The organism is Vibrio sp. 10N.247.310.24 (assembly GCF_041467175.1).
Taxonomy (GTDB): Bacteria; Pseudomonadota; Gammaproteobacteria; order Enterobacterales; family Vibrionaceae; genus Vibrio; species Vibrio tasmaniensis_A.
The window spans coordinates 37,015-40,052 of record NZ_JBFSUD010000042.1 but is presented as its reverse complement, the minus strand read 5'-3'; the positions used below and the strand labels follow the sequence as shown (position 1 = coordinate 40,052).

Genomic DNA, 3,038 nt, shown 5'->3' with positions numbered 1-3,038 from the left:
GATTATCCGAAATCTAACTATCTACTGAAGTTTGTCATTACGGGGGAGCTTAAAGGGGGAGCTTAAAGTTTGTAACACGCCTCTGCCCCATTACGAGCCAGAACACGAAAAAGAGGCTGATAATTCAGCCTCTAGATTTTTGCCAGTGCGCACTAAGTGTCGTTACGTTAAATTCAACGCCTCACATTAAGCTACATGTTGCCGTCTAACATTCAAAAATCGTTTTAAGCCTTTGATTTTATGTTGACCATGAAAGATTAAATAGGCATAAATCGCCGTATAGAAAGCGTTATATTGACTACTGGTAATGGGAGAGATAATGAAAAAGTATGTGGTTTTAATTTCGTTCGTTGTCACAATAGCTTTGTTTTATTTCAATCGGCAAGATCGCACCGAATTGAATGAGAGTGAACTGATCTTGCCCGTCTGTTCAATGAAAGCCCCCCTAGTCACAAATGTTTCATACTTTGTTGACTCATCAATACAAGAGTCTTATACAAAATCTATAGCTGAACAGCAAATTAGGCAATCAAACAAGATATTATCTAACTCATGTTTGCCTTTAAGTAGAGAACTTGTTTCGTTTAGGTATGTTGACTTAGCACTATCGGGCGAGGAGTTCTTTGATGAAATTCATAGCCAAGGCAGCATGGCTGTGGGACGTGATGTGATACAACCGTTACGTGATAGTCATTTGGATTTCTATGTGTTTGTTGTTCCCAATCGTCACCTAATTTTCGAGGACGGTACTACGGGAGCTACTGACTGGGAGTTAAGTGATAGCTATATTCTGCTTGCTGACGATGCTTCTACTGATGTATTAGAACATGAGTTCGGGCATCTTATGTTGGCTAATCACTCAGAAACCTTTCTTTTTTCCCTTCTTCAAGGAGAACTAGAAAGGTCGACTAGACCAGAGAACCGGCATTTAATAAAACCATATGCACGAGCGTATAAATGCTCAAATGCGGGAACAGTAATGAGTTATGAAAAAATTAAGTTGCCAATATACTCTAGTCCGACTATCAAATATCGCTCAGAAGTATGTGGCAATGAACTAAACGCGGACAACCGGAAAAGGGTACTGGAGTACATTGATACACTTAGGGAGTTCATTCAATATAACAAATCTGCTTAAGAGTGATTCTCAACGCTTGGCGTTAGAAATCTGGTAGTTATTATTCCTATTATGGTAAATCCGTAAGTTAATCATCAAAAACCACGCTTCCATGCGCCTAAAACGCGCTAGGCGTGGTTTTAACAAGAAATACTTGGCTATTTACCCCAAAACCGTTTTGAAAGTTTGTGACGGTTTTGAGCGTTGATAAGTAGATATTTTTTACTTTTTAAAAATGTTCGAACTTGCTATGAAAGTCTCATTTTTACAAGCTTCAACAGAAGACTTTCTTGTGGACAGCAAACTCACTTTTGTCCAAAATCTTCACAGTCTGATTTTTAACGCATGGTATTTCCTAGCTCGAAAATGACTCAAAGTCAGCCAGAGAGGGATTGAACTCAGTTTAAAATTCTGCAACTTGCCTTACTTTCGCTTAACTATTTTTAAGGCCTAGTAGCAGAGAAGTGAATATTGCTCTCTGGTCTTGTAGGCTCTCGAAGTATAACTGGTCTAACTCTTCTACCTGAGCGATGGCTTTTTTCGTTAGAGATTCTCCAGTTTTCGAGAGTTTGAGCGAAAAACTACGTGTATCTCTAACGTCTTTATCTTTAATTATGATCTCATTAGCGACTAGAGCCTTCATCGACTTGGATAGTGTCATCTTATCCAAGCCAGTGATATTGACTATTTCTGCTTGTGTTGTTTCGTTTTTATTTTTGTTACACCATAGTATGGAGGCGAGTATAACGAACTGAGTATGATTAATATTTAGAGGCTTGAGGTGCTTCATTACCTCTGAATGCCATTTATTGTAAACAACCCAGAGCTGTAGACCTACGCTGTTCGAAGGGAGTTCGTGCTTAAACATTGTGTTCAGCCCTTTTTTTTAGTCCTTCAAGAGTAGACGGTAGACCTTTATAGATTTTCTTTCCAATGATTTTCCCAAACAAAAAACTAGTTAAACCTGAAAACTTAACTCTATGAGTTACTTGAGTTGCTTTTCCATTGACCTGCAAATGATGCTCGAATGATAGAACGCAGAATGGTAGTTTACTTGTTACTGTAAAGTGCTTATTTGGTATAGCATCTGCAATTACAATCTGTGATTTAGGTCCATTACTCGGCTTCAGAATACCTTTAGTACCGATCTTGAATTCTCCCATGAGATGAGAGTAGTCAACTTCTTCATCCCATTGACTCCAATTTTCGACATCGGTATATAACGAATATATGTCTTGAGGTGAGGCTTCAATGCAAATACGTTCTTCAAAAATCATTCTGTTCCATCTCGATTGCAAGTTAGTAAACCAGTTTACTATATTTCGTTATGGGCATGCTTGCAAGAGCAAGTAAGTGTATTTGAATAGGAGGTAGGAGTGCGCGCTTAATAACTCTTGTCTATAGACATTTAAAATGGGAACGAAGTTAACAATTTACCATACCTGTAGTTATTGATGGTTTGCTAATTTAGCAAAAGCACTGACACATAATTGTCCATAAATGATTTAAGTTGTGTGATTTGTTGGTGTGATTTGTTGGGGGATCTGTTCGTCTTCGGTTGTTAAATTTCAAACCCTGATAATGATAGGAGTGCAGCGCGACGACTATTAGTGATTACCACAGTGTCATTGTCTGCTGAATGTGTTGGAAGATTCTCGGTAGGATGGTTTTGCTAATTGCTGATGGAATTACCGCAATGTATCCATTGCTACATACATAGTCGGAAATTTAACTCTAAGCCTAGACGTGGTGCTAGTTGGTCGGTGATTCTTGATACGATTTGTCGATGGAGTTACGTGGTGAGCGCATTGCAGTCTATTAGCTTGCGAAATTCCCATATGTGACCTGCCAACATAGTCAGAGCAGTGGTTATGTCTTTAATGCAGCGAAATATTATGTTCCAAATCCGCGGTTTTATCAT

The 3,038-nt window shown here is 38.6% G+C and carries 3 protein-coding genes; 1 reads left to right on the top strand and 2 read right to left on the bottom strand.

Annotated elements, in window-relative coordinates; genetic code table 11:
* The first annotated feature begins 319 nt into the window (after positions 1-319).
* On the top strand, positions 320-1,138 hold the full coding sequence (locus tag AB6E08_RS14110; RefSeq protein WP_102461797.1) for a hypothetical protein: 819 nt from the start codon (positions 320-322) through the stop codon (positions 1,136-1,138).
* A 412-nt stretch (positions 1,139-1,550) separates the two neighbouring features.
* Here AB6E08_RS14110 and AB6E08_RS14105 read toward each other — a convergent pair whose 3' ends face one another.
* Both AB6E08_RS14105 and AB6E08_RS14100 read right to left on the bottom strand, forming a co-directional pair.
* Positions 1,551-1,985, bottom strand: coding sequence for a MarR family winged helix-turn-helix transcriptional regulator (locus AB6E08_RS14105; RefSeq protein ID WP_017103759.1), 435 nt, complete (start codon positions 1,983-1,985; stop codon positions 1,551-1,553).
* Positions 1,978-2,394, bottom strand: a complete 417-nt coding sequence (locus AB6E08_RS14100; protein ID WP_280605215.1) for an SRPBCC family protein — start codon at positions 2,392-2,394, stop codon at positions 1,978-1,980. Before AB6E08_RS14100 ends, AB6E08_RS14105 begins: the two co-directional genes overlap by 8 nt.
* Between the last annotated feature and the right edge of the window lie 644 nt (positions 2,395-3,038).

What these genes read in the sequence shown, in the direction of transcription:
- AB6E08_RS14110 (WP_102461797.1), top strand. Translation starts at nt 320, where the DNA reads ATGAAAAAGTATGTGGTTTTAATTTCGTTCGTTGTCACAATAGCTTTG.
- AB6E08_RS14105 (WP_017103759.1), bottom strand. Translation starts at nt 1,985, where the DNA reads ATGTTTAAGCACGAACTCCCTTCGAACAGCGTAGGTCTACAGCTCTGG.
- AB6E08_RS14100 (WP_280605215.1), bottom strand. Translation starts at nt 2,394, where the DNA reads ATGATTTTTGAAGAACGTATTTGCATTGAAGCCTCACCTCAAGACATA.